The 778-nt window shown below is 33.5% G+C and carries 2 protein-coding genes; both read left to right on the top strand.

Features of this window, described 5'->3' with window-relative positions; genetic code table 11:
* Nucleotides 1–265: 265 nt before the first annotated feature.
* On the top strand, nt 266–679 hold the full coding sequence (gene mraZ / locus ACYU87_RS27560) for a division/cell wall cluster transcriptional repressor MraZ (RefSeq protein WP_209771470.1): 414 nt from the start codon (nt 266–268) through the stop codon (nt 677–679).
* On the top strand, nt 672–778 hold a 107-nt coding region (gene mraW, locus ACYU87_RS27555; RefSeq protein WP_461137219.1), incomplete at its 3' end, for a 16S rRNA (cytosine(1402)-N(4))-methyltransferase. The genes mraZ and mraW, both read left to right, overlap by 8 nt.

Here is a 778-nt window from a genome sequence, read left to right as displayed (position 1 = left end):
ATATGTATTTGGCCTAAGAACAGCTCAGCTTGTATCAATTGTATTTATGATTGTAGGAGTTTGTTTATTAATTTATGCCAAGAGGGAAAATCTCCCACCACATTTTTATAAAGAAAAGAAAATGGTTAAAGAAGATAAGATTATCAAATTTAAATAATATAAAGATATCGACCGGTTATAAAAACCGGTCTTTTTGTTTGCTTTTTTCTGCTAAATAGGATAAAATATAATTGAAGTGGAAGATAGTGGTAAAAGGTGGTACGAAATGTTCCTAGGTGAATACATCCATAAATTGGATAACAAGAACAGAATAATGATGCCTAGTGACTTTAGGGAAGGTCTTGACGGATATTTCTACCTAACTAAGGGACCAGAAAAGTCTCTTATTGTTTATACAGAGGAAGAATTTCAGAAAAGATCAGCCGCCCTTGACCAACTAGCTTACGAAAATAAGAAAAATCGTGCTATAAAAAGGCTATTTTTCTCATCCACTGTCAAAGTCAACCTTGATAAGCAAGGGAGGATTTTGATCAACAAATCTTTGAAGGATTATGCCGGAATCTCAGATGAGGCCATGATTATTGGCAATAACACAACCATAGAAATATGGGATAAGGATATCTGGGATGAATATATAAATGAAGTCGAGGTGAATTTGTCCGATATTATGGATGAATAATATGAAATTTGAACATACACCAGTTCTCTATAGGGAATGTATAGAAAATTTAAATATAAAACCTGACGGCATTTATGCAGATTTGACCCTAGGCAAGGG

It is taken from the genome of Spirosoma lituiforme, from assembly GCF_054776635.1.
Note: the sequence above shows the minus strand (reverse complement) of the source record. Positions and strands in the feature narration are given on the sequence as shown.

Bases quoted from the DNA above. Each gene is read 5' to 3' on its own strand.
- mraZ (WP_209771470.1), top strand. From the start codon at position 266: ATGTTCCTAGGTGAATACATCCATAAATTGGATAACAAGAACAGAATA.